This is a genomic window from Candidatus Limnocylindrales bacterium (assembly GCA_035626395.1).
Classification (GTDB): domain Bacteria; phylum Desulfobacterota; class Binatia; order UBA1149; family CAITLU01; genus DASPNH01.
The window spans coordinates 84,884-110,764 of sequence record DASPNR010000023.1 but is presented as its reverse complement, the minus strand read 5'-3'; the positions used below and the strand labels follow the sequence as shown (position 1 = coordinate 110,764).

Annotated in this window: 15 protein-coding genes; 8 read left to right on the top strand and 7 right to left on the bottom strand. The window is 69.8% G+C overall.

From position 1 onward, the window contains the following. The gene (locus tag VEC57_08265) at positions 1 to 768 is read right to left on the bottom strand and encodes an SDR family oxidoreductase (GenBank protein HYB99119.1); all 768 of its coding nucleotides are present in this window, start codon (positions 766 to 768) and stop codon (positions 1 to 3) included. A 471-nt stretch (positions 769 to 1,239) separates the two neighbouring features. On the opposite strand from VEC57_08265, the gene rarD reads away from it, so the two are divergent. Beyond that, positions 1,240 to 2,145 (top strand): EamA family transporter RarD, encoded by a 906-nt coding sequence (gene rarD, locus VEC57_08260; protein ID HYB99118.1) that lies wholly within the window; start codon positions 1,240 to 1,242, stop codon positions 2,143 to 2,145. A gap of 31 nt (positions 2,146 to 2,176) precedes the next feature. Here the strand turns inward: rarD and VEC57_08255 are convergent, their stop codons facing one another. Both VEC57_08255 and VEC57_08250 read right to left on the bottom strand, forming a co-directional pair. Then, positions 2,177 to 3,643 carry a PQQ-dependent sugar dehydrogenase gene (locus VEC57_08255; GenBank protein HYB99117.1) on the bottom strand — a complete coding sequence of 489 codons (1,467 nt, stop codon included), beginning with the start codon at positions 3,641 to 3,643 and terminating at the stop codon, positions 2,177 to 2,179. Positions 3,644 to 3,740: 97 nt separating this feature from the next. Then, on the bottom strand, positions 3,741 to 4,868 hold the full coding sequence (locus tag VEC57_08250) for a hypothetical protein (GenBank protein HYB99116.1): 1,128 nt from the start codon (positions 4,866 to 4,868) through the stop codon (positions 3,741 to 3,743). Positions 4,869 to 5,144: 276 nt separating this feature from the next. Here VEC57_08250 and VEC57_08245 point away from each other — a divergent pair, with 276 nt between their 5' ends. Beyond that, positions 5,145 to 5,498 carry a zf-TFIIB domain-containing protein gene (locus VEC57_08245; GenBank protein ID HYB99115.1) on the top strand — a complete coding sequence of 118 codons (354 nt, stop codon included), beginning with the start codon at positions 5,145 to 5,147 and terminating at the stop codon, positions 5,496 to 5,498. A gap of 97 nt (positions 5,499 to 5,595) precedes the next feature. Here VEC57_08245 and VEC57_08240 read toward each other — a convergent pair whose 3' ends face one another. The 3 genes from VEC57_08240 to VEC57_08230 all read right to left on the bottom strand — a co-directional run bounded on the left by VEC57_08240 (position 5,596) and on the right by VEC57_08230 (position 11,060). Further along, entirely contained in the window at positions 5,596 to 8,694 is a 3,099-nt protein-coding gene (locus VEC57_08240) for an error-prone DNA polymerase (protein ID HYB99114.1), read from the bottom strand. A 199-nt stretch (positions 8,695 to 8,893) separates the two neighbouring features. Further along, positions 8,894 to 10,450, bottom strand: coding sequence for a hypothetical protein (locus tag VEC57_08235; GenBank protein HYB99113.1), 1,557 nt, complete (start codon positions 10,448 to 10,450; stop codon positions 8,894 to 8,896). Further along, on the bottom strand, positions 10,428 to 11,060 hold the full coding sequence (locus VEC57_08230) for a hypothetical protein (GenBank protein ID HYB99112.1): 633 nt from the start codon (positions 11,058 to 11,060) through the stop codon (positions 10,428 to 10,430). The genes VEC57_08235 and VEC57_08230 overlap by 23 nt, the downstream gene beginning before the upstream one ends. A gap of 805 nt (positions 11,061 to 11,865) precedes the next feature. On the opposite strand from VEC57_08230, the gene VEC57_08225 reads away from it, so the two are divergent. The 4 genes from VEC57_08225 to VEC57_08210 all read left to right on the top strand — a co-directional run bounded on the left by VEC57_08225 (position 11,866) and on the right by VEC57_08210 (position 21,060). Next, positions 11,866 to 17,013 carry a discoidin domain-containing protein gene (locus tag VEC57_08225; protein ID HYB99111.1) on the top strand — a complete coding sequence of 1,716 codons (5,148 nt, stop codon included), beginning with the start codon at positions 11,866 to 11,868 and terminating at the stop codon, positions 17,011 to 17,013. 124 nt (positions 17,014 to 17,137) lie between these two features. Next, complete coding sequence (locus VEC57_08220) at positions 17,138 to 18,634, top strand: HTTM domain-containing protein (protein HYB99110.1); 1,497 nt, start codon at positions 17,138 to 17,140, stop codon at positions 18,632 to 18,634. Next, on the top strand, positions 18,631 to 20,178 hold the full coding sequence (locus VEC57_08215) for an HTTM domain-containing protein (GenBank protein ID HYB99109.1): 1,548 nt from the start codon (positions 18,631 to 18,633) through the stop codon (positions 20,176 to 20,178). The genes VEC57_08220 and VEC57_08215 overlap by 4 nt, the downstream gene beginning before the upstream one ends. Positions 20,179 to 20,202: 24 nt before the next feature. Next, positions 20,203 to 21,060, top strand: a complete 858-nt coding sequence (locus VEC57_08210) for a hypothetical protein (GenBank protein ID HYB99108.1) — start codon at positions 20,203 to 20,205, stop codon at positions 21,058 to 21,060. A gap of 7 nt (positions 21,061 to 21,067) precedes the next feature. On the opposite strand, the gene VEC57_08205 is transcribed toward VEC57_08210, so the two are convergent. Further along, positions 21,068 to 23,458: a hypothetical protein gene (locus VEC57_08205; protein ID HYB99107.1), complete on the bottom strand. Its 2,391-nt coding sequence runs from the start codon at positions 23,456 to 23,458 to the stop codon at positions 21,068 to 21,070. Between the two features lie 177 nt (positions 23,459 to 23,635). Here VEC57_08205 and VEC57_08200 point away from each other — a divergent pair, with 177 nt between their 5' ends. Both VEC57_08200 and VEC57_08195 read left to right on the top strand, forming a co-directional pair. After that, positions 23,636 to 24,853, top strand: coding sequence for a DegT/DnrJ/EryC1/StrS aminotransferase family protein (locus tag VEC57_08200; protein HYB99106.1), 1,218 nt, complete (start codon positions 23,636 to 23,638; stop codon positions 24,851 to 24,853). Beyond that, on the top strand, positions 24,850 to 25,881 hold the full coding sequence (locus VEC57_08195) for a hypothetical protein (GenBank protein ID HYB99105.1): 1,032 nt from the start codon (positions 24,850 to 24,852) through the stop codon (positions 25,879 to 25,881). Before VEC57_08200 ends, VEC57_08195 begins: the two co-directional genes overlap by 4 nt.

The window sequence follows — 25,881 nt, the reverse complement described above, 5'->3', positions numbered from 1 at the left end:
TCACATCTGCGCGATCGTCATGCCGCCGTCGACCACGATGACCTGCCCGGTGATGAGGTCGGAGCCGGTGATGATTCCGACGATGGCGGCCGCGACGTCTTCGGGCTCGCACACCTTCTTCAACACCGAGCGGGCCGCGGCCAGCTGCTCGAGCGCATCGTAGGCTTCGCCATAGCCGGACTTGAGCCAGCGGCCGGTGATGAACCCGGGGGCCACCGCGTTGACGCGAACGGCCGGCCCCATCACGCGCGCCAGCGTCAGCGTCAGGTTGTTGAGCGCCGCCTTGGAAGCGCAGTAGGCGATCGAGCTTCCCACGCCGACGATGCCGGCGATGCTGGAGGTGTGGACGATCTCCCCGCCGCCGGCGCCTTCCATCGCGGCCTTGGCGGCGCGCGCGAGCTGGAACGGACCGATCAGGTTGACCGACAGGATGCGGTGCCAGACCTCCGGTGTCAGCCGTTCCAGATCGTGGTGGGGGATGAACTCGGTGGTGCCCGCGTTGCTGACCAGGATGCTGACGCTGCCGAGCTCGGCCACGGCCGTCTCGACCAGCCGCCGGCAGGCCTGGTCCTCGGCGACGTCGCCCTGCACGGCGATGGCTCGGGCGCCGAGCGCAGAGGCTTCGGCAGCCGTCTGTTCGGCCTCCTCGCGCGACTTCGAGTAGTTGACGACCACCGAGCAGCCGCGGCGCGCCAGCTCCAGAGCCGTGGCGCGGCCCACTCCGGTTCCGCCTCCCGTCACGATCGCGACCTTTCCTTGGACGTCCATTCCGGCTGCTCCTCCTCTGGCCGTGCCGGCCAGCGCGCGTTGCGACTACCAGCGCAGGCCCGGACAGGCAAAATCGCCATCTGCGCCGCCGCCGCCGCGCCAACGGTCGGAGCTGCCTGCGCACAACCTCCTCGACGCGCACGACGCGCAGAATTCGCGGTGGCAGTGAGCGTGCTCACTGTGGCCGGGGGTGCGAGCCGATAGAATGCCGACCGGAGCCGCGTGGATTCCGCAACCATCGACGCGTCTCTCTCCGGTCGCGCAGGATCAGACCTCCTCCTCCTGCGGCGTCGCGACCCCACGCGTCGCTGAAGGCTGCGCGACCACGCCGGCCGGCCTGTTCCCGCCAAACGTTCAGGCCGGCCGGCGGTCCTTTCCGGCCAAGGCGCGAACGTTTTCGACCATGCGGGGCTTCGCCGCCGCCTCCCGTTCGAGTTTCGGCTCCACGCCGGGTACGCCACGCCTTCGCTCATGGCCGACAGCAGGACCAACGCGGGATTCTGGTACGCAGCGGGCGCCTACACGTCATGGGGCCTGCTGCCGATCTACTGGAAGATGCTCGCGCACGTGCCGGCGGCGCAGGTCATCTGCCATCGCATCGTCTGGTCTTTTGCCTTGCTGGCCGCAGTGCTGGCGCTGGCCGGGCGGTGGCGGGCATTCGCGGATGCCGCGACCTCGTGGCGGTCGCTGGGCCTGTATGCAGCCGCCGCCATTCTGATCGGCATCAACTGGACCCTGTTCATCTGGGCCGTCGGCGCCGGCTTCCTGGTCGAGACCAGCCTCGGCTACTACATCAATCCGCTCATCAGCGTGCTGCTCGGCGTGGTCGTGCTGCGCGAGCGCCTGCGCCCCATGCAGTGGGTGCCGATCGCGCTTGCGGGCACCGGCGTGGCGTATCTGACGCTCATGCACGGCTCGGTGCCGTGGGTCGCGTTGCTGCTGGCCACCAGCTTTGCCCTCTATGGTTTGGTCAAGAAGACGGCGCCGCTCGCGTCGCTGGACGGCCTGACGCTGGAGACCGGGCTGCTGCTGGTCCCGGCGGTCTCGTTCCTCGTCTACTCCGAAGCGCGAGGACAGGGACCGCTGCTCGGCGGCGATGCCGTTGCCAGCGCAATGCTCGTCGGTGCCGGCGCCATCACCACCGCGCCGCTGCTCATGTTCGCATCGGCGGCCCAGCGCATACCGCTGTTCTGGGTCGGCATCCTCCAGTACATCGCGCCGACGTTGCAGCTGGCGCTGGGCACTCTCGTCTACGGCGAGCCGTTCCATCGCGAGCAGCTCATCGGCTTCACGCTGGTGTGGACCGCGCTGCTCGTCTTCATCGTCGAGGGGCTGGCGGCGCGGCGCGCGCCGGTGGTCGTTGCCGAAGCGGAGTGAAGGACGCGGCAGCCGCGGCCGTGCATCGCGCTCACGGGCAGGCGGGGCAGGTCAGCTCGACCGGGCTGCCGACGGCGGCGCGAAGCACCGCGAGCGCGTCGGTGGCGGTGACGTCGCCGCTGTCGTTGACGTCGCACACACACAGGGCGCACGACTGCGATCCGACGCTGGTGCGAAGCACGAACAACGCATCGCTGGCGCTGAGCGAGGCGGCAGAGCCGGCAGCGGCGTCCTCGACCGGATCTCCGCAAGCCGCATCCGGCGCCTCGATCACGCGGAAGAGCTGGCCGCCGAGCTCGACGATGTAGAGATTGCCCTGCGCGTCCTCGCCGAAGCTCGCGACGTCGTCGATCGAGGCCTCGCCGGCCGGATCCAGCTCGGCGGTGCGGTCCGAAAGATCGGTGTAGTTGCTGCCGTCGAACGTGGCCGGAGCCGATCCGTCATAGATCAGGGACCAGATGCGCGCGGTGGCGAAGTCCGCGAAGAAGTAATGGCCCTGGATCTCCTCGATGGGCCCTCGATAGACGTAGCCGCCGGTGACCGAGCGACCCTGGAAGGCGCCGCTGCCGCGTGTGTAGTCGTAGATCGGATCGATGGCGCCGCTGGGGCGCGCACCGCCGACGGTCGGCGTTTGGATCGTGCCCTCGCGCAGCCGCCAGCCGTAGTTCTGCCCGCCGCCGTCGCCGGCCCGCTGCACGTCGATCTCCTCGCGCGAGCTCTGCCCGACGTCGCCGATGTAGAAGTCGCCGGTGTTCCGATCGAAGCTGGCGCGCCAGGGATTGCGCAGGCCGTAGCTCCAGATCTCGTCGTCGCCGGTCACGCCCACGAACGGGTTCGAAGGCGGGATCGCGTAGTTGCGCGCGGCGTCGGCGGGAAAATCGTCGCCATCGACGTCGATGCGAAGGATCTTGCCGAGCAGGTTGTCGGTGATGTCCTGCGCATTGCCGGTGCCTGCCGTGTGTCCGGTGCCCGCATCGTTGCTGCCGCCGCCGTCTCCCGAGGCGATGTAGAGAAAGCCGTCGGGGCCGAAGCCCATCCACCCGCCGTTGTGGTTGTTCTGCGGCTGCACGTAGCTCAGCACCAGCTGTCCGCTCTTTTCGTCGGCAACATCGGGATCGCTCGAGACCTCATAGCGGCGGATCTCGGTATCGCCGTCACCGGCCCTGGTCAGGTTGACGTAGAAGTAGCCGTTCTCGGCGTACTCGGGATGGAAGGCGAGGCCGAGAAGCCCCTGCTCATCGTCGGTAGCGATGTCGTCGAGGTCGAGGAAGTCGGTTGCGAGCAGCGTGTCGTTGCCGAGGTCGAGGATGCGGATGCGGCCGCTGTGCTGCTCGACGAGGAAGAGGCGGCCGGTATCGCCGGGCGGCGCGGTGGCGAACAACGGACGTTCCAGACCGCCCGTGACCAGCTCCGTGGTGATGGCGGCGGAGGCCGCGCCGGCCGGAAGAACCAGCAATGCCGATGCAGTCAGGGCAGCCGACCAGGTCGCAAGCATCATGGGTGCATTAGAAGGCGGCTTCGATCTGCGAGCAACGCCGGTCGGCGCGCTTTCGCAGGCGAAGACTCGAAGGGGCGTGCGGCGAGCGCCGCCCGCCTCAGCGGATGTTGGTCGCGCCGGCCCAGCCGGCACCGCGCGCGTCCCCCGCTGCGGCCTCTTCCATCTCGAGAACCGTCAGATCGTCCCACGCGGGGTAGTGCAGTCGGCACCAGGTATCGAACACATCGACCCAGCCAGCGAAGCTTTCGAAGGAGCCGGTGTGGTTGTCCAGCTCGGCCATGATCTTGGTGTAGCCGGAGACGTAATGGCGGCAGCCCGAACAGTCGATGTTGGCGATGCAGCATTCGTCGTCGCTGTAGGAGAAGTCGACGTGGTGCTGGCGGTGGCGCGGCATGTTCAGGATCGGGCAGTCGGTGGCCATGCCGCTGGCCGCGTCGATGATGAAACGCGTGCCGGCGGCATTGATCCAGTCGTTGTAGTAGCGCGAGTAGATCACCGTCTGCGGCCGCAGGACGATCTGCTCCTCGATGAGATCGCGGACACGCGCCAGATCCTGCGCGCGCAGGATCAGGTTGTCCTCGCGTGTGCTCAGGCGGAACGTGTCGGTCTCCTCGCCGCCCTCGAGGACCTTGTGCTGGTACTGGCGCGAAGGGCTGTAGTGGTTGAAGGACAGACGCAGGCCGGCGTTCTCGCAGACACGCGCCACGTCGGCGATCTCGTCGACGTTGCGCCGGTTGATGGTCATCATCACCACGGCGCGCGGGTCGCCTGCGTAATTGGCCACGGCCTTGCGAAAGACGGGGGCTCCGCGAAGCACGGCATCGGTGGCCGGGTTGCCCCACAGCGAGACGTGGATCATGAACGTGATCTGCGGGTCGATCTTGATGGTGCCGTTGGTGTAGATGAGGCCGCGCTTCCAGTACCGGTTGGCGATGTGCAGCCGGTCCGGCACCAGGGCGGGCTCGGCGCCGGCGAAGTGCGGGTAGTTCACCCCCCGCGCCAGCTCGGCGCGGAAGAACTCGTCGTACTCCTGATTGGTCTTCTCTTCTTCATAACGGGTGGACAGCTCGCCCTCGAAGAAGAAGCAGCCCTCGCAGCGAAGGTTGCAGCGCTTGGTCAGGTCGTAGCCGGAGATGATGATGCCGCGAGCGTAGGTCCGGATCTTGACGTACCGGTCGGCCAGGGCCGGGTCGGCGTCGAGATACTCCTTGATCCTGCTCCGCATGGCGGTGGCTTCCTTACTCCTCCCATCGAGCCCCTGTCAAAGTGTGTTGCGCGATCGTTGTGCCGGGCGCGGTCGGCTCACACGATCCACTCGCCGGCACGCGGCCGATCCGGGCTCGGTTCGTGCGCTGCATTCGAATGAAAGGAGGGGACGGAGGGTCGATCCAGGCTGCGAGCGCCCGGTATCCGGTCGCCGTTGGCGGCCGCATTGCCGCGCGGGCATCCTGGCGCCACTGCCTGCTGCACGCGACGAAGCGATCTCGAACGGAGGAGATGGATGAACTGTCCACGCTGCAACACCGCCGTCCTGGACGAGCGCGACCGCGACGGCATCGTCGTCGATGCCTGCCCCAGCTGCCGAGGAATCTGGCTGGATCGCGGCGAGCTCGAGAAGCTGATCGCGCGCGCGACGCGCGAGCTCGACGAGCTCGAAGCGCGCCGGCCCGAGCGCGCGCCGGAGCCGCAGCGCTACGAGGATCGACCCGACAGGGGGCGTCCTTACGCGGACGCCGCCTACGGCGAGCCGCCCTATCGCGATCGTCCGTACCGCGACCACGACGACGATCATTACCGCCGCTACCCGCGGCGCAAGAAGAGCTGGGTCGAGATGCTCGGCGACGTCTTCGACTGAGGCCGCCGTCGCCGCCGGCGCCAGGCGAGGTGGCCTCGCGCATCGCTCGCGACGCGGCCGGCCGCCGGCGGCATCGTTCGCGTGCAGAAACCGAACCTCAGCGGAAGTCGCGCGCCCGCGCCTGGTGCGGCTGCATCGAGACGTGCGGCTCCCACAGCCGGTCCACCACGATGTGCACCACGCCGTCCTCGCGCTGTAGTTTGCCGCTGATGCCGAGGAAGACGGCGCTTTTGGCCAGGACCGGGAACTTCTCGACCACGCTCTGCCACAGGATCGCGTTGACGAAGCCGGTTTCGTCCTCGAGCGTCATGAAGACGACGCCGCGCGCGGTGCCGGGGCGCTGGCGGCAGATGACGATGCCGGCATAGTCGACGCGCTCACCGCTGCGCATCGTGCCGACCTGGCGCGCGGTGGGAAGGCCGCGCGCGGCCAGCTCGGCGCGCATCGGCTCCAGAGGATAGCCGCGCACACTGTGGCCGCTGGCCTGGTGGTCCCAGGCGATGGTTTCGAAGTCGCTGAGCACGTCGAAGGTGGGCACGTGCTCGGTGTCCTCCAGCGCCAGCGACGGTTGCTCGCTCGCCGCCAGCCCGACCACCTGCCATAGCGCCGCGCGACGGTCCCCCTGCAACGACGACAGCGCTCCGCACTGCGCCAGCGCCTTCAGGGCCTTCTCCGACACGCGCGCGCTGCGCACGAAATCCTCGACCGATGCGAAGCCGCCGCGTGCGATCTCGGCGCGCCGCCGCGCCGCCACGATCGCCTCGCCCTCGGTCTTGGCCAGGCCTTTGACGTAGCGCAGACCCACGCGCACGCCGAAATCCCTGGCGGTCAGCTCCATCGTGCAGTCCTGGTCGCTGCGCGTCACGTCGATCGGCAGCACCTCGACGCCGCCACGCTGTGCGTCGCCGATGATCGTCGAAGGCGAGTAGAAGCCCATCGGCTGCGCATTGAGCAGCGCGCAGGTGAACTCCACCGGATAGTGGCAGCGCAGCCACGCGGTGGCGTAGGCGATGAGCGCGAAGCTGGCGGCGTGGCTTTCGGGAAAGCCGTACTCGCCGAAGCCGCGGATCTGCTCGAAGACACGCTCGGCGAACTCGCGGCGGATGCCCTTGGCCGTCATGCGCGTGATCAGACGGTCGCGGTGCTTCTCGATGCGGCCGGTGCGCCGCCACGCGGCCATGTCGCGGCGCAGGCGGTCGGCCTCGCCCGGCGTGTAGTCGGCGGCAACGATCGCCAGCTTCATCACCTGCTCCTGGAAGAGCGGGATGCCGAGCGTCTTCTCGAGCACCGGGCGCAGGCACTCGTGCGGATAATCGATCGCCTCCTGTCCCATGCGCCGGCGCAGATATGGATGCACCATGCCGCCGGTGATGGGGCCGGGCCGCACGATGCTGACCTCCACCACCAGGTCGTAGAACGTCCTGGGCTTGAGGCGCGGCAGCATCGCCATCTGCGCGCGGCTCTCGATCTGGAAGACGCCGACCGTCTCGCTGCGGCAGATCATCTCGTAGGTGGCCGCGTCCTCGGCGGGAATCGTCGCCATCGTCAGGTGCACGCCGCGGCAGCTCTTCATCTCCTTCAGCGCCAGGTCGATCATGGTCAGCGCGCCCAGGCCGAGCAGGTCGACCTTGAACAGGCCGAGCGCCTCGATGTCGTCCTTGTCCCACTGGATGACGGTGCGCTTTTCCATCGTGGCGTTCTCGATGGGGACGATGTCGCTGACCGGCTCGTGTCCGAGCAGGAAGCCGCCGGGATGGATGGAGAGGTGGCGCGGGAAGTCGAGGATGTCGTTCGACAGCGCCAGCAGGTGTGCGCCGTCGCCTCCGGACGGATCCAGGCCCGCCTGCACCAGCGCCTCCGGGGTCACCTGCTCGTACGACAGCAGCCGCGACAGGCGGTCCAGCGAGGTCCCCGGAATGCCGAGCACCTTGCCGACGTCGCGCACGGCCGACTTCGGCCGGTAGCGGATGACGTTGGCGACCATGCCGGCATGGCTGCGGCCGTACTTCTCGTAGACGTGCTGGATCACCTCCTCGCGCCGCTCGTGCATGATGTCGAGGTCGATGTCGGGAGGCTCGGCGCGCTCGCGCGACAGGAAGCGCTCGAACAGCAGGCCCATGCGCACCGGGTCGATCGCCGTGATGCCGAGGCAGTAGCAGACGGCCGAGTTGGCCGCCGAGCCTCTGCCCTGGCACAGGATCGCGCTCTTGCGACAGAACTCGACGATCTCGTGCATGGTCAGGAAGTATCCGCCGTAGTCGAGCTCCTCGATGAGCGCCAGCTCCTTCTCGAGCTGTGCCGCCACGTCCTGCGGCACCGTGCCTCCGTAGCGCGTGCGCGCACCCTCGAAGGCGAGCTGATGCAGGTACTGCGAGGTCGTGTTGCCTTCGGGCAGGCGCTCGGCCGGATAGCGATAGCGCAGCTCGGCGAGCGAGAACGCGCAGCGCTCGGCCACCTCGCGCGTCCGCTGCAGCGCAGGCATGTCGTCACCGAACAGGCTGGCCATCGCGTACGGCGATTCGAGCGCGTGCTCGGCGTTGGCGTGGATGGCGCGGCCGGCGGTGGCCAGGGTGACGCCGCGGCGGATGCACGTCATGACATCGTGCAGCGGGCGGCGCGCGCGCGACGGGTAGAGCACTTCCTTGCATGCGACCAGCGGCAGGCCGTACCGCGCCGCGCGCTCGCGAAGGCGCGCTTCCTGATGCGGCTCGTCGGCCTGCTTGTGGCGCGCGAGCGTCGCGTAGAGGCGGTCGGCGAACGCATCGCACAGGTCGGTGGCGACCAGATGCGGGTCGAGGCGGCTGGTCATGAGGCTGCGCTCGCCGCCCCACAGTGCGACCAGGCCCGCGGCGTGCGCGCACACCTCGCGCCAGGTCACCCAGGAGTCGCCTTTCTCGCAGCGCAGGCGGCCGGCGGTGATCAGGCGGCAGAGGTTGCGGTAGCCGTCGCGATCCTGGCACAGCAGCACGATGCGGGTGCCGTCTTCGACCGTGATCTCGGAGCCGATGATCAGCCGCATGCCGAGCTCGCGCGCATGCAGATGCGCGCGGACGATGCCGTAGACGCCGTCGCGGTCGGTGATGGCGATCGAAGACAGGCCGAGCTCGACCGCCTTCTCGATCAGCTCTTCGGGATGGCCCGCGCCTTCGAGGAAGGAGTAGTTGCTCTTGCACCATAGCGCGGCGTACGGCAGCACGAGCTACGCTCCGTCACACGGGCGAAGAGGGCGCGTCCACGGGCATGTCCCCGGCGGACGCAGGGCGGAGGAACCGCAGGGTCCGCCGGAGACACGCCCGCGGACGCGCAAGAAGTGGCAGCGGCAGCTCATTCGACTCGTCCATGCAGGAACCCGAGCCGCGAGCTGGCGAGCGGCGAGCTCAGTTCGTCGCGGCAGCTCATTCGACCCTCCCATGCAGAAACCACCTCCTCCGTTTGCGGTCGTGGTAGACCCAGAGGATCGCGCCGCTGTCGGTGCGGGCGTAGTGGTACTCGCGGTGCACTTCGCGCCGCCACCAGCCGCCCGAGACGATGAAGGGACCGACCATGCTCTCGATGCGGCCGAGGCCGGCCGTCTCCGTGCTCCAGCTGTCGTCGCGGTCGCGCAGTGGGCGCGGCGGCAGCATCTGCGGCCTGCTGTGCATGCGCCGCACCAACGGCCGCACGCGCACCACGCGCGGCGCCGCGGCCTTCAGCTCGAGCGCCGGCTCCCACGTGAAGCTGCCTTCGGGAAGATGTCCCTCGCGCGGCCGCGCGTACACGACGGCATCGTCCCCGAGCTCGGCGCGAAGCCGCGCCAGCGCTCGCTGCCCCGCCTTGAGATCGCGGCGCGTGGCGCTCTGGAACATGCGGAGCTGATCGGTGGTCGCGGGCGCGGCTTCCACTGCGACCTCGATCTCCAGCACGCCCCGCTGCAGGCGTGTCTGCTCGAGACGCAGGCGAACCAGGTCGAGCAGGACGGCCTCCTCGAGCGTGGGCTCGGCGGCCTGGATGCGCACGACGCACGACGCGGCCGTGGGCGTCGGCTCGGAACGTCCCTTTTTCTCGGAGCCGGCATCGTCGGACCGCGCCTCCGCGCGCCGCAAGCTCGGATGCAGCGCCACCGACACGGCCGCGACTCCCTGTGCCTTGGTCGCCAGCCGCGCCAGCAGCGGCGCGAGCAGCTTGCGCACGAGAAACAGCAGGATGCTCGTATTGGCGACGGGCTCGTCCAGCAGCAGGCTCTGCAGCCAAGGCTCCTCTTCCGGATCGGGCTGGAGCGGGTCCCAGGCGCGGCCGCATGCGCGCTCGTGCAGCAGCCATGCCTCGGCGCCGAAACGGCGGCGGATGCCTGCGCCCGGCAGGTCGAGGAAATCACCGACGGTGCGAACGCCGAGGCGCGTCATCATGTCGCGCAGCTCGGGCGAGATGCCGAGCCTCTCCAGCGGCACGCGCGCGACCGCCGCGCGCTCCTCTTCGGGCGAGGCCAGGTCGATGGCGGAGCATGCGCTCTTGGCCAGCGCGTAGGTGCCGAAGCGGGTGAAGCCCGTGACGACGCTGCCGCGAAAGCCTTCGCCGGCAACCGCGCCAGCGACCGCACGCGACCACGCCGGCATCTCGCCGTACAGTCGCGTCATCCCCGAAGCGTCCAGCCAGAACGTGCCGGCTTCCTCCCGCGACGCCTGCACGTGCGGTGACAGCTCGCGAAGCCTCGCCAGCATGCGCTGGCGTGCGGATTCGATGGTGCCGGGAGCGACGACGCCTGCGCGCAGCGTGCGCGCCAGCGACAACGCCGCGCCGTAGCGCATGCCCGGCCGCAGCCGCATGCGCCAGGCTTTCTCGTTCAGCCACAGCAGCACGCCTTGCGGATCGTCCTTGTCGACGACGCAGGCTGGCAGGGTCTTCCACTGCGGATGCTCGGCGAGCAGGAGCTGAAGCGGCAGCGAGGGCAGGTCAACGCAGGCCAGGCGGTCCACGGAAGGTCTCCTGGTGGGCCCAGCCCGGTCCGCGACTCTTGTCCTTGACTGCCTCGATGGTGCACACGAACCGGTCCGGCGCGGAGCGCCGCCGCGACGTCGTCACGCGCAGCGACACGATGGGCGCCAGCGAAGGAGATTCGGCACCGTTCTCGAGCAGCAGGATGACGGCGGCGTCATGCTTGCGCGCCAGGGCCAGGAGCCTGGCAAGAAGAGGCGAGGGAATCGACGGACGAGAGCCGAGATCGAGAAGGACCAGGCCAAAGGCGCCCGAGCGCAGCAGCTTGTCGGCGGCGCGTGCGGCCGCAGCCGCATCGGGCGTACGGATGAAGGGAAGGGCGGCCAGGTCGATGCCGCTGGATTCGAAGTCCGGGGGAAAGAAGCTGCTGGCCTGCGCGCCGACCCAGGCACAAGGCTCGCCGCGTTGCTGCGCCTTCCAGATCAGATCGGCGCACGATGTCAGCGCCGCTCCGGCGCCGCTGGCGCATATCTGGGTCAGGCGCCCGGCCAGCTCGGGCAGGTCCCACGCGACCGCACGCTGTTCCGAAGAAGAAAAGGAAGGGACGCGGTGACCTTCGGCGATCGCGTTCTCGGGAGCCAGCACTTCCATGACGACGCGTTCGGTCTAGCAGAGCGAAATTTGGCGAACAAGAAGCGAAACGAAGTTTCGTGTTTTCTTTCCGTCCTCTCCACCCCAACGCAGTCGTCCTCCCGCCCTGGCGAGCGGGTCGGACATCAATGTTGGCCGCAGTTGCGGGAGTCATTTTTCCCGCACCTGCCCGCGCCCTTCCGTTTCTGTCACGCGCCGACGTCCGCTGTTGCGGGCCGCCAGTGTTGCGGCGACGGCGCCGGCACGTGCCGCCGCCACCGTGCAGCGGCCGCCGCCGGCGCATGGTTGGTGGCGCTGGGTTCGATGTCGTGGCGCTTCTGGCATCTCGAATCCCGTTGCCGGGCGTGCTTTGCGGTCGGCGCACGTCGTCAATGTGCCTCAGGCTGAGGCATTCCGGGCCAAAGATGACCGTGATTGCATTCCGACAGCCGTTATCGCGTCACGCGACGACCGATGCCGCGTCGTTGGAAAATCGATGCCGACGATGATGACGCGCTGCGCTGGCCGGCGATTGGAATGCGAAGACGGCGCGCCGACCCGTTCTACCCGCACACACACCTGTCGGCTTCCCTTGACGTATTCCTAAAACCTTATGTAGAACCCTGCACCCCGGAAGAATTTTCTCGTTTCCCGCGCGGGGCGGCGACGGGATCGGATACGAGAACGGGGTGATCGGGAGGGTTCCGCAACCATCGGAATGATGCGCGTGCGCTGCTTCGTGCAGTTGCGGAAATCATTTTTGTGTTTCGGCGAGGGACGAGGGGGCCATCCTCTTGAACGCATTCTCGAAGCGAGAGGCTTTAGCATGATTCGTAAGACGTGGGGGGCAGCCGCGGCTGCGCTCGTCTGTTGTAGTCTGTTCTCATCGACGGCTGCGTACGCGCTCACTGCACAGCAGGGCGCATGCATCAGCCAGGTGAATCAGCGAGCGCAAGCGGTAGCCGATCAGCTCGGACAGGGCATCGAGCGCTGCTGGGCAAAGATCGCCGACGGCACGTTGAACGATCAGACGATCGCCCAGTGTCGCTCCAACGATGACACTCGCATGAAGCTGGCGACCGACGCGACGCGCGCGGCGGAGACCGGCAACTGCACCGACCCGCTTCCCGACTTCGGCTACGTCGACGCCGATACGGCCAACGGAGCCGCGGTGGGACAGGCGTTGCAGCTGAACAGCGACATGTTCGGCCGGTCGCTCGATGACGCTCTGGTTCTCGCAGCCGACGATGCCGCCGCCGCTTCCTGCCAGCAGCGCATCGCGCGCGGATGGCGCTACCTCCTCGATCGCAAGCTCGGCGAGTTCAATCGCTGCGTCGCCACGCTCATCAAGTCCGGCGGTCCCGAAGACGAGGAAGCGATGGAGGCGTGCTGGGACGTCGTCGCGACCGACGAGCGCAAGCAGACGGCCAAGAACCTGCGCCGCATCCAGAACGACCTCTCCAAGCGCTGCGCCGGCGAGAACCTGGCGGAGCTTTTCCCCGGCGTTTGCGCTGCCGCATCCGATCTCGTCGCGTGCGTGGACGAGCGCACCTCCTGCCGCGCCTGCCTGACCATGAACGAGGCCGACGGCCTCACGCGCGACTGCGACCAGTTCGACGACGGCCGCAGCAACCGCAGCTGCCAGGGCGCCGGGACGCCCATCGGCACCACCACCACGACGACCAGCACCACCAGCACCACGCTGGCCGTGTGCGGCAACGGCATTCTCGAGGGAAATGAGGAGTGCGACGGCAGCGAGTGCTGCGCCGGCGACTGCACCTTCAGCAACCCCGGCACCAGCTGCAGCGACGACGGCAACGTCTGCACCAACAACGTCTGCGATGGCCAAGGCAGCTGCATCGCGCAGAACAACGAGGCGCCCTGCAACGACCAGCTCTTCTGCAACGGCACCGACACCTGCTCCAACGGCGCCTGCACCGTCCACACCGGCGATCCGTGCACGGGCGGCGGCGAGTGCTCGGACACGTGCAATGAGGTGACCGACACCTGCAACCTGCCCCTCGGCACGGCCTGCACCGACGACGGCAATGTCTGCACCGACGACGTCTGCGACGGCAGCGGCTCGTGCTCGCATCCCAACGCCGCCAACGGCCTGTCCTGCTCGGACGGCCAGTTCTGCAACGGCGAGGAAGTCTGCACCAACGGCACCTGCGCCAGTCCCGGCAATCCATGCGCCGGCGGCGGCGAGTGCGCCGACACCTGCAACGAGGAGCTGAACACCTGCAACGAGCCGGCCGGCACGGCATGCACCGACGACGGCAACGGCTGCACCGACAACAAGTGCGACGGCAACGGCCGGTGTGCACCCATCAACAACACCGCCACCTGCGACGACGGCCTGTTCTGTACGACCGGTGACGTGTGCTTGGCCGGCCGCTGCGTCGGCCAGACCCCCACGTGCGCGGCCAACGGCGAGTGCAACAACGTCTGCAACGAACTGGCGGACAACTGCTTCCTGCCGGCCAACCTGCCGTGCAGCGATGACGGCAACGTCTGCACCAACGACGTCTGCAATGGATCGGGGTCCTGCACGCACCCCAACAACACCGCCCCCTGCAACGACGGCCAGTACTGCAACGGCGCCGACACGTGCTCGGGCGGCAGCTGCTCCGCGCATGCCGGGAATCCCTGCGCCTCCGGCGGCGAGTGCGCCGACAGCTGCAACGAGTCGACCGACAGCTGTTTCGACGCCGCCAACACGGCCTGCAGCAGCGACGGCAACGTCTGCACCAACGACGTGTGCAACGGCTCGGGCGCCTGCGTGCACAACAACAACACGGCGTCCTGCGACGACGGCCTCTACTGCAACGGCACCGACACCTGCGGCGGCGGTACCTGCAACCACAGCGGCAACCCGTGCCCCGGCGCCGACGGGGACGGCAACTGCGCCGAGACCTGCAACGAAGGCGCCGACAGCTGCACGGCACCCGACCCGGCAGGCAGCGCGTGCGCCGACGACGGCAACGTCTGCACCGACAACGTCTGCAACGGCGCCGGATCGTGCGTGGCCAACAACAACACCCGCTCCTGCGACGACGGGCTGTACTGCACGCTGGCCAGCCGCTGCAGCAACGGCACCTGCCAGGGCATGGGCGACCCGTGCGCCGGCAACGGCGAATGCGCCGACTTCTGCGACGAAACCAATAACGTCTGCGCCGACCCCGCGGGGACCGCGTGCACCGACGACGGCAACGTCTGCACCAACGACCAGTGCAACGGCTCCGGGGTCTGCGCACACCCGAACAACACCGCGCCGTGCGACGACGGCCTGTTCTGCAACGGCGCCGACACCTGCTCGGGCGGCAGCTGCAGCGTGCACGGCACCGATCCCTGCTCCACCGGCCCAGAGTGCAACAATACGTGCAACGAGGCCGGCGACAGCTGCGTGACTCCTGCCGGCACCGCCTGCAGCAGCGACGGGAACGTCTGCACGCTCGACCAGTGCAACGGCTCGGGCACCTGCGCGCATCCGGCAGGCAACGCGGGCACCGAGTGCCGTGCGGCCAGCGGAGTCTGCGACGTCGCCGAGACCTGCACCGGCTCCAGCGCAACCTGCCCCGCCGACGGCGTGAAGAGCTCGGGCACGACCAACGTGGCCACCGGCGGCACCGCCTCGCAGTCGAGCACCGACGCCGGCGGCGTGGCCTCCCGCGCGATCGACGGCAACACCAGCGGCCAGTGGGGAGACGGCTCCACGACCCACACCGCGTCCTCCCTGCAGCCGTGGTGGCAGGTCGACCTCGGCTCCTCGCGCGGCATCGACGACGTCGTGGTGTGGAACCGCACCGACTGCTGCGGCACGCGCCTGCACGACTTCTACGTCTTCGTCAGCGACAGCGCGTTCGCCTCGAATGACGTGGCGACGACCATCGGTCAGGCCGGAGTGAGCGCGTTCTTCTTCCGAGGCACGCTCTCGGGCGCTTCGGCGACGATCCCGGTCGGCCGCAGCGGCCGCTACGTGCGCATCCAGATCAGCGGCTCGAACAGCGGCGAGGTCCTGTCGCTGGCCGAGGTGCAGATCTTCGCGGGCAACCTGTGCCGCGCCGGCGAAGGCGAGTGCGCCATCCCCGAGTTCTGCGACGGCAGCGCCAAGACCTGCCCGACCGACACGACGGTCGCCAGCGGAACCACCTGCAACAGCGACGGCAACGAGTGCACGATCGACCAGTGCAACGGCTCGGGCACGTGCAATCACAACGCCAACACCGGCGCGACCTGCACCGATGACGGCAACGGCTGCACCAACGACGTCTGCAGCAGCGGCGGCGTCTGCACGCATCCGAACAACACGGCGCCGTGCAACGACGGCCTGTTCTGCAACGGCACCGACACCTGCTCCGGCGGCGGCTGCAACGCGCACAGCGGCAACCCGTGCAACGGTGGCCAGTGCGGCGATCTCTGCCAGGAGTCCATCGACAGCTGCAACGATCCCGCCGGCACCGGCTGCGACGACGGGCTGTTCTGCAACATCAACGAGACCTGCAACGGCAGCGGGTCCTGCAGCGGCGGCAGCGCACGCAACTGCGACGACGGCAACCCGTGCACGAGCGACAGCTGCAGCGAAGCGGGCGATACCTGCGTCAATTCCGACAACGGCACCTGCAAGTACGTCACGCCGTCCGGCAGCGGCAACTGTTTGCCGGGCTCGCCGTGCTCGCTGGCTACGGCCATCGGTGCGGTACCGAGCGGCGGCAGGATCATCCTGTCGGGCGGAACCTATTCGCTCAGCGCAGCCGTGCAGTTCCCGAGCAACGTGACGGTGCTTGGCGGCCACAGCACCGGATCGACGCACTCGGCCTGGGTGCAGAACCAGGGCTGCAGCGCCACGTTGCTCAGCCGCAACACGTCATCGCCCGATTTCGGCACGGCCGGTATCAATGCGGCGTACATCGCCGTGAACATGACCAGCCGTAGCGGGTTCACGATCGACTGCATCCGGGCCGAGGTAGCCGGCTCGAGCACTTCGGGCGGCTCGACCTACGCCTTCTACGCCAACAACTCGTCGAGCTACACGGTTCGCAACTCCACGTTCGTGGCCGGCAATGCCGGCAGCGGCGCGGCGGGCAGCGGCGGTGGAACCGGCAGCGGCGGCAGCCCCGGCGGCAACGGCGGCAACGGCGCGCCGGACAATACAGGCTTGGCCAGCGGCGGCGGCGGCGGCACGGGCGCTGGCGGTGTTGCGGGCGGCGGCGGCGGCGGCTGCGGCGGCTGCGGCGGCGGCACCGGCAGCAACGCCGGCGGGCAGCAGGGTTCGGGCGGCGGCGGCGGCGGCGCCGGCGGCAGCGGCAACCAGCGCGGCGGTAACGGCGGCAACAGCGGCTTCGCCAATGGCAGCCAGAGCGGCGGCGGCGGCGGCGGCAACGGCAACGGGTGCAGCGCCGGCAGCGACGGCGGCGGCGGCACCGGCGGCGTCACCGGCAGCAACGGCGGCGGTGGCGGCGCGGGCAGCGCCGGCAGCCACTCCGGATGTCTGTGGCTGCCTGGCAGCCAGGGCGGCAGCGGCAGCGCAGCCACCGGTGGTCGCGGCGGCGGCGGCGGCGGCGGCGGCGGCGGCCAGGGCGGCTCGGTCTGCGTGGCCGGTCGCGGCAGCGGCGGCGGCGGCGGCGGCGGCGGCGGCGGCGGCGGCAACCCCGGCAGCGGCGGTCGCGGCGGCGGCTCGTCCTACGGCATGTACTTCTGCAACAACGGCGCGAACACGTTCGTGACCAACACCGGCCGCAGTGCCGGTCTGGCTGGCAACGGCGGCTCCGGCGGCGGCGGCGGCTCCGGCGGCGGCGGCGGCGGCGGCGGCAGCCGTGGCAACACCAACGACGGCTCCGGCAAGGACGTCGGCTTCGGCGGCAACGGCGGCGGTGCCGGCAGCGGCGGCACGGGCGGCGCAGGCGGCTCGGGCCAGGCGGGCCAGTCGTCCGCGGCCGTGGTGGTCAGCGGCACGAGCCCCGTGTTCAACTGATCGGAGCGAAACGCTCGTCACACCGACCCCTCCAGGCAGCCGTCTGGAGGGGTCGCGTCGTTTCGGGCCGCTGTCGAGCGGCGGTGTTTTGCACGGCCGCTACGCGTATGGCGCAATCGGCGTGTTGATCCTGGCCAGGGTCTTTTCGATCGACGCGCGCGGCCTGGCGGTCCTGCGAATGGCCGTCGCCGTCATCGGGCTGCTGGACCTGGCTCTTCGTCTTCCCGATCTCGCCGACCATTTCACCGACCGCGGCACGCTGACGCGCACCGACGCGCTGCAGTGGTTTCGCGGGTACCACGATTGGACCATTTCGCTGCATCTAATCGGCGGCTCGCTGTGGAGCCAGATCGCCCTGTTCTCGCTTCACGCGGCCGCGCTCCTGGCGCTGCTGCTCGGCTGGCGGACGCGGGCAGCCTCCGTGGTGGCCTGGCTGATGGTGCTGTCGCTGACGGTGCGCAATCCGTACCTCTCCTACGGCGGCGACATCCTTCTGCGATCGCTCCTGTTCTGGCTCATGCTCGTGCCGGCGGGCAGGGCGTGGTCGCTGGATGCCCGCGCCGGCGATGCCACGCACCGTGCCTGCTCGACCATCGCGTGCGCCGGACTGCTGCTTCAGGTCTGGCTGGTCCTGTTCATGGCCGGGCTGCCCAAGCTCGGCACCGACGTCTGGCAGCAGGGGCTGGGTCTGGCCTACGCGCTGGACCAGGAGGAGACGACGCGGCCGCTCGGCTGGATCGTGCGGGACTTTCCCGCGCTGACGCGCGCGATGTCGCATGCCACGCTCGTGGTCGAGCTCGGCGTCAGCAGCCTCCTGTGGCTGCCCGTGCCGGCGATTCGATTCGTGGCGATCGCGGTGTGGTGGGCGCTGCTGCTCGGCATCACCGCCACCATCGACGTGCATCTGCTCCCCGCGCTGACGGCCGCCGGCATGGTGGTGTTCGTGCCGCCGAGCGCTTGGGACGTCGTGGAGCGCAGGCTGCCGTCGTTCGCTGGCGGCAGCGCAACGGGCGCGCCCCAGCAGGCGAGGCCTGCGGTTGATGCTGCGCCGGCTCGCACGGCCGGCGAGTGGGCAACCCAAGCGGTAGCCGCCTTCGCCATGGTCTACCTCGTCATCTGGAACATCGGTCTGTGGCGCAGCGGCGAGGCCTACGAGCCGCCCGCCGCCGTCGCATGGTTCGGGCGCGCCGCGATGATGCGCCAGTCCTGGGGGATGTTCTCCGACTTCACGCGCACCGGATGGTTCACCGCCCCCGGCACGCTCGCCGACGGACGCAGGGTGGACCTGCTGGCGGCAGGCGGGCCCGTGCCGGCGTTGGAAGACGCGCTTGCCGCCGCGGAGACTCAGGGCCGCCCCGCCGACGTACGCAGCCGTTATCGCGACACGCACTGGCTGGCGCTGTTCAAGATCCTTCGCCAGTTCTCGCACCAGGACGGCCATTTCCTGCACTACGGCCGCTACCTGTGCCGCGAATGGAATCGCGGCCGGCCGGGACCGGAACAGCTGCTCGGATTCGAAATCGTGTTCGTGGGCCGGGACGTGGGCGCGCATCTGCAGCGGCGGCCGGTGATGGCGGACTACGAGCGTACGCTGCTGTGGACGCACGATTGCTTCCAGTGAAGGAGCTCCTCCTCAGGATGTTCGGTCTCGACCTGCGCTCGCTGGCGGCGCTGCGCATCGGTCTTGCGCTGGTGGCGCTGTGTGATCTTGTCGTGCGCGCGCGCGACCTGTCCGTGCACTACACCGACTACGGCACGCTGGCGCGGCACGACGTGCTGGCGTGGTTCGACGGCCGTCACGAGCTGGCGGTGTCGCTGCATCTGTACGGCGGCAACGCCGCGTCTCAGCTGGTCCTGTTCGCCGTTCACGCGGCGGCGCTGCTAGCGATGCTGGCCGGCTGGCACACGCGCATCGCCACCGGCGTTTGCTGGCTGCTCGCGCTGTCGCTGCACCTGCGCAATCCCTTCCTCGTCTACGGCGCCGACGTACTCATGCGCCTGCTGATGCTGTGGGGGATCCTGCTTCCGCTCGGCGCGCGCTGGTCGCTGGATGCGGCGGCTGCGGCCCAGCCGAGGGAAGAGAAGCGCTGCATGAGCATCGCCGCCATCGGGCTGCAGCTGCAGGTCGCGCTCGTGCTCTTCATTGCAGGAGCCGCCAAGCTGGCCACGCCGTTCTGGCTGCGCGGCGAGGGCCTGGCCACCGCGCTCGACCACGAGTTCCACACGCGTCCGCTCGGGCACTGGCTGCAGCGCCAGCCGTCCCTTGTCCGTCTGCTCAGCCACGGCGTGCTGGCGCTGGAGGCGGGCGGCGCCTTGGCGATGTTCGCTCCGTGGTGGCGGATCCGTGTGGCCGTCCTCGTCGCATTGTGGGCGATGCTGGCCGGCATCTTCGTGACCATGCGCGTGGGCTTCTTTCCAGCGGCCACGGCGGTGGCGCTGCTGCCGCTGGTGCCCGGGGCGTTCTGGGACCGCCTCGAGCAGCGGCTGCGGGGCTCGACGCGGCTGTCGATGCTGCGCGAGCGCTGGCAGGCGGCAGTGGTGCCGCGGCTGCGACGGACGCAGGCGCGCGGCGTCGATGGCGCCGGCGGCGCGCGCAGCATCGCAGGGGGCGCCGCGCGGGTTGCCGGCGAGATCTTCGCTGCATGGCTGATCGTGTACACCGCCGCGTGGAACATCGGCTTCTGGTACGACCGCGACTACGAGCCTCCACGTGGTCTGGCCGAGCTCGGGTCGGTGCTGTTCCTGTGGCAGCAGTGGGGAATGTTCACGGACATCGCCGCCACCGGCTGGTTCGTCATCCCCGGGGACCTGGCCGACGGCACCACCATCGACCTGCTCGCCAACGGCGGGAGGCTTCCCTCGCTCGAACAGGCGCGGGCGCGGCCGCTCACGTACGAGAAGCCGCAGCGCATCGCCGATCGCCTTCCCAACATCCACTGGCAGGCCATGTTCGCCACGATGATGCTGGTGCCCGATGAGGCAGGGCCGTTCCAGTACTACGCGCGCTACCTGTGCCGCGAGTGGAATCGCACGCACTCCGGCGGGCAGTCGCTGCGCTCGCTGCGCATCCTGCACATGACGCGGCCGACGCAGGCGCAGCCGGCCGATCATCCAGCCAGCGAGTACGAGCGGCGCGTATTGTGGACGCACGACTGTTTTGGCTAAGAGTCTTCGAGGAGGACCACGAACATGACGACCGAGGAGCGCCTTTCGAGGCTCGAGCACGACTGCCGCAGGCTGCGGCGCAAGGTGACCGCGATGCAGAGCGCGCTCGGCGCCGTCGGCATCGTCGCGCTTTCGGCGCTGCTGCTGGGCGAAGCGGTGGGCCAGCCGCAGGCGCCGCCGGTGGACTGGGATGCTGCCGGAACCGAGTCCGTGCTTCCGCCGGTGGCCGAGGTGATACGCGCGCATCGCTTCGAAGTCGTCGGCAAGGACGAGCGCAAATACATCGCCGCGATGGGGACGACGCCCGAGGGCCACGGCTTCGTCGAAACGTGGACGGGCTCGGACAAGCGCACGGTGCGCCTCGGAGGCAGCGCCGATGGCGCGGCGCAGCTGACGTTGAGCGATGCGACCGGACAGCAGTTCCTGCACCTCGGCCGCAGCCAGCACGGCGGCGGCGAGCTGACGATCTTCGGCAAGACTCAGCACAGGATCGCCCATCTGGTATCGGATGAGCGCGGCGATCTTTCGCTGCGCCTGGGCAACCACGCAGGCTACGACTTCCTCGCGATCGACACGGATGCGGCATCGTCGCCGCAGGTTTCCGTCTACGACGGCGGCGGCCACCGCATGCTGGCGCTGAGCAAGAGCGACCGCTCGGCCGCGCAGCTCGAGCTGTTCAACGAGATCGGTGCCCGCACGCTCAACGCGGCCGTCGACGAACGGCGGGCGATGCAGCTGCAGGCCGGTGATGCCGAAGGCCTCGTCATCGCCACCTGGCCGCCGGTCCCGCCGGTCGAGGATCGCGGCGACCTTCCTCCGGTGCCGCCGCACCTCCAGCAGAAGGAGCCGGCTGCGGCTCCCGCCACACCGCCGGCGCCCTGAGCCCGCGCTACTGCTCGTCGTTCGCCTGGCCCCGCGACGGAGCCGGAGCGTGAAACGACGGGTCGTTGCGGCCGAGCCTGCGGCTGAGATCGGTGGCGAGCGCGCACGCATCGAAGTAGCTGCCGCCGGTCAGACGGCACGCCAGCACCGCCCAGGCGAACGCCTCGCGCTGCTCGGCCTGGTCGCCGTCGGCGAGCAGGTGCGCCAGCGGCACGTACAGGCGCGGCTGCGCAACCGTGGCCTGCGTCGTTTCGCGCAGCATCGCCAGCGCCTGCTCCCTCTGCCCGCTCTCGATCATCTGCCGCGCGCGCAGGACGTCGTTCCTGGCCTTGACGGCATCGGTGGGCAGCGGCTCGCTGCAGTCGCGTCGCGTCCACACCACGTCCCGGCTCACGGGCGGCGGCTCGGCGTCGGTGCGCACCGCGGCGAACATGCGCACGCGGCCGCTGGCATCGGCGACCTCGTAGAGCGAGCGGCCGCTGGGCTTCTGGCACAGCACGGTCGCCACGCGCGATTCCATCTCGTCGCCGAGGCTCCAGAACGCGGCCGCCTGCTCCGGCTCGGGCAGCGTGCGGTGGATCTTGGCAGGGTTCCACCCGACCACGCGCCGGCCGCTGACGAAGTGCGCGAGGATCCGCATCGGCGGCAGCGCGTCGGCCGTCATGCCTGGCGACCATGCGACCTCATGGCCGTAGACGTGCCCGGCGCGCAGCGCCAGGCCCGGCACCGTCATCGGCAGGATGCGTGGGCCGATGCGGTCGAAGAGCGTCGTGCCGCTCAGCATCATCCCGAAACCGAGAGCGATCGCGGCCGCGAGAGCGGTGCGCCGCGGAAGAGCGGCGGAGAAGTGCCGCCAGCCGATCGCCGCCAGCAGAGTTGCGGGAAGCGCCAGCTCCATGCGCGCCCCGTGCACGCGGTCGTAGCCGCCTGGCAGCACAGCCAGCAGGCACGCCAGCGTCAGCGCCAGAAGCCACCGCGAACTGCGCGATCGACGCCACGCGGCTGCACAGACCAGCGCTCCGATGAGGACGAGGACGGTGCCGACGGGCTCGAGGAAGACATCGCCCCACAAGCCGACCGATGCGCGCGGCGCGGCCAGCGGTGACAGCAGCGCGCCGAGCAGCAGCGCCGTGCGATCCTGCAGCACCAGATCCCTGGCACCCGGCATCAGGAAGGGCGCCACGCGGCCCGACCATATCGCTTCCATCGTCGTCATCGACAGCGTGTGATCGCCGAGCCGCTGCCACCACGTCGCATGCTCGGGCAGCGCCGGAAGCGACGCGGCCAGGAAGAAGCATGCGGCGACGATGGCGACGCTGCGACGTGCGAGCAGCGGCCGCAGCGAGAGCGCGCCCACAACGAGCATCGGCGGCAGCGCCGGCCACAGGTTGATGCCGAGGCCGATGGCGGTGGCCAGCGATGCCGCGGCGGCCGCGCGCGGCCTGCGGCCGAGACGGTCGAAGAAGAACAGCGCCAGCGCGATCGGTGCGGCGGCCAGGAAGTTGCCGGGCGCCAGCGGCCGCACCAGGACGATCGGCGACCACAGGAAGAAAGCCGCGCCGACCAGCGCGGCACCCTGCCCGTGGCGGCGCGCGATGACGCTGCACACGAGCAGGCACGCAGCGACGGTCCAGACGGCGGCGATCGTCTGCGCGGTGGAAAGGTCGAGCGTGTCCCACCCGAGCAGACCCTGTCCGTACGGGAACCCGGCCATGTAGCTCTGGCCGGGCCGGCAGCCCGACGTCAGCAGGTTGATGACGGGCTCGGCCAGATCTTCGTAGCAGAAGTAGCCGCTCAGGTAGTCGACGGCATCGCCCATGCGATAGGAGCCGATCGACGCCGGCAGTCGAAGAGCCAGCCACGCCATCGCCACGGCCACCGCGCCGACAGGAACGCTGGCCCATCGCGCGCGCCGCCAGCGGCCGAGCGCGAAGTCGGCGGCGACGGCAAGCGCGGGCACGCCTATCAGCGCCGACGCGAACAGCACCTGGTAGGGACGCGCGAGCCACGGCGCGGCGGCGGCTGCAGCCAGCAACGCAACGCCCGCGACCAGCAGCGGACCGAGCAGAGGGTCGCGAGTCGCATGCGCCTCGCGCTGTGCATCGCCCGCGGCGGCCTGCTCGGTGCCATGGTCGATTTGCCGTGCCTCGCGCAGCCGATCGCGCGAGGCCCACCAGATCAGCGCTGCGCCGCCTGCCATGGCCAGCACACGACGGGCAACCCACCACAGCGGCACTCCGGGAAAGAGCCGTTCGTGCAGCGTCGGCACCGCCACGAGCACGGGCAGGGGCTCCGACAGCGGCGGGTCGAAGAGCGGATACAGCGAGACGCCGACCAGGGCCGCGCCCGCAAGAAGCGCGAGCGCTCGTAGAAGCTGCTGCGAGTGCGCGTCGGCCATCGGCTCGTGCTCGAAGCTCGTCGGCTATCACGGGAGCGCGCGGGGAGGTAGCCGCCGGCTTCCGCGACGCCCGTGACGAAGCCGCTCTCCCGCATTGTTGCAGGCAGGGCCATTTGGTATCACGACGGCCGGTCGTCACGCTCGGCGTGCGCGCGAGGGCCGGCGGTCGAGCGGATCATGAAACCTCCCAGCGTTCGTCATCAGGTGGTCGACGTACCGGCCATCGCCGGCGGGCGGCCGGTTCGCGAGTCGATGCTGCCGTTCGTCCGCGTGATCGTCGACGCGCAGGCCGAAGCCGCCGTGACCGCGGTGCTGCGATCGGGCTGGATCTCCCAAGGCCCCGTCACCGAACGTTTCGAGGCGGCCATGGCCGCCTACATCGGCGCGCCGCACGCCGTTGCCGTCTCCTCGTGCACGGCCGCCCTTCACCTGCTGCTGCGCGCGGCCGGCGTCGGCCCCGGCGACGACGTCATCGTGCCGGCCATGACGTTCCCTGCAACCGCCAATGCCGTTCTGCACGCCGGCGCGCGCCCCGTTCTCGCCGACGTCGATCGCTGCACGCTGGCGCTGACGCCGCAGACGGTCGCAGCCGCGATGACCGAGCACACACGCGCCGTTATCGCAGTGCACTTTGCCGGCGAGCCTTGTGATGTCGGCTCGCTGGCGCAGGCGGCCGGCAGCAGGCCGCTGACGATGCTCGAGGACGCCGCGCATGCCATCGGCGCCAGCCTCGACGGCGCAGCGGCCGGCTGTCTCGGCGACGGCGCCGCATTCAGTTTCTACGCCACCAAGAACCTGACCACGGGCGATGGCGGCATGGCAGCGACGCGCCACGAGGACTGGGCCGCGCGCATGCGCGTGGAGCGCCTGCACGGTATCGACGTCGACGCGAGCCGACGCGCAGGCGCGAGTTATACGCACTGGGAAGCGATCACCCTCGGCTTCAAATACAACATGACCGACATCGAAGCGGCACTCGGGCTGGCGCAGGTCGCGCACATCGACGCCGCCATCGAGCGGCGCCGCGTTCTGGAGCGGCGCTACCGCGATGCGCTCGCCGGTTGCGATGCCGTCGAGCTGCTGGCCGGGCGCGAGGGCGCGCGCGGATCGGCGCACCTGTTCGTCATCCGCATCGTGCCGCGGGCGCTGCGCATCGACCGCGACGGCGTGCTCAAGGCCATGCTCGCCGAGAACATCGGCGTGGGTGTGCACTTCCGGGCACTGCCCGCGCACCGCTTCTTCCGCGCGCAGGGACTCCTTGCCGAGCAGGCGCCCGTGGCGATGGAGTCGTCCGAGCGCGTGCTGTCGCTGCCGCTGGATGCGGCGCTCACCGAGCAGGAGCAGGACGACGTGATCGCCGCCCTGCTGCGCATTCTCGGATACTACCGCGCGTGATGGAGCTGTCCGCGCAGTGGGAGGACGGCGCTGCCCGCGAGCAGGCGCTGTCGGAGCTGCTGGCGGCGGAGCCGCACCTCGCCTATCGCAACTTCGGCCCGATCGAAGGCCGTGGAGGTGGAGCGCTTGCGCTGCAGCGACGTCGATGGTCGGCGCCGGAGGCGCAGGTGCTGGTGGTTCGCGACCGCAGCGGACGCCCGCTTGCCGCGTTGCGCGTGCAGCACAGGACGTTCGAATCGGCGCACTTTGCCAGGGCCGTGGCCGGCGTCGATGCGCCGGCGGCCGTTGCCGGGGAGGCCGAGCGGCTGTCCGCGCTGCGCGCGGCCTACGCCGAGCTCGTCGCAGCGCTGCGAGTGCGCGGCTATGCGCATCTGATGGCGAGCGTCTCCACGCAGGACCGCGCCGCCTACCGCGCGGTGCAGGAGGCCGGCTGCTTCCACGTCGGCACGCGCATCTCCTGGATGCAGTCGCTGACCGGCGCGGCCGCGGAGAGCGAGCTCGCCGCGCCGCTTCGCATCGAGCTGCACGAGCGCGAGCAGATTCCACGCCTGCCGCGCGCCTCCTGGCGCAGGCTTCACGAGTACTGCCGGCATGCCTTCGATCGCGGCCCGTTCGTGTTCGACGCCGACGTGCCGCTCGAGCGCGCGACCGAGCTGTACCAGGTCTGGACGGAGAAGGCGCTGACGGGCGAGTGGTGCGACGCGCTGCTGGTCGTGCGCGACGGCGAGGAGATCATCGCATTCAACGCGATGCTGCTGCTCGAAGATTTGAGCGAGGCGGCCGGGGCCGGCATCCTGGGCCGCGGCATCGGGGCGTCGCTGCCCGGCTATCGCGGCCTGTTCACGGCGCTTCAGAAGGAATGCTCGGCGCGGCGGCCGCTCGGCGCCTCCTATCTCGAGAACGAGGCGCAGGCGTCCACGATCGGAAGCATCAACGTGTTCGGGCGCCTCGGGCATCACTGCTTCCGCTCGACGGCATCCTTCCATCGAGCGCTCCAGGGCGTTGACCCGACCGGAAGGGCAGGCTAG